Here is a 327-nt window from a genome sequence, read left to right as displayed (position 1 = left end):
CAAGAAAGTCTATTATTATGGCTTCAAGGTCCACGCAATAGTAAGCGATGATGGCTATCTGCTTAACTATGCAGTTACTAAAGCGTCAGTACATGATGCCAAAGAGACAGTAGAATTGATGATCGATGCTCATCCAGCCAACCATTATCTTTTAGGAGATGAAGGTTATTTAGGCAAAAATCTAGCTACTAATCTAAAGCGCATGGGATATGTGCTTTGGATGCCATATCGTAAAACTATGCAAGGAGCTAGAAGGCATAATGATCATCAATTGATGGCAATTAGAAGAAGCATTGAAAGCGACTTTTCTTTGCTTAGTTATTACAA

The 327-nt window shown here is 37.9% G+C and carries 1 protein-coding gene; it reads left to right on the top strand.

The window, feature by feature from the left end:
- Positions 1–327, top strand: a 327-nt coding sequence (locus tag CP352_RS10925) for a transposase (protein WP_143465316.1), incomplete at both ends; no start/stop codon positions are given.

The organism is Lactobacillus sp. UMNPBX1 (genome assembly GCF_002554085.1).
GTDB lineage: Bacteria > Bacillota > Bacilli > Lactobacillales > Lactobacillaceae > Lactobacillus > Lactobacillus crispatus.
This window is presented reverse-complemented; position numbering and strand designations above follow the sequence as displayed.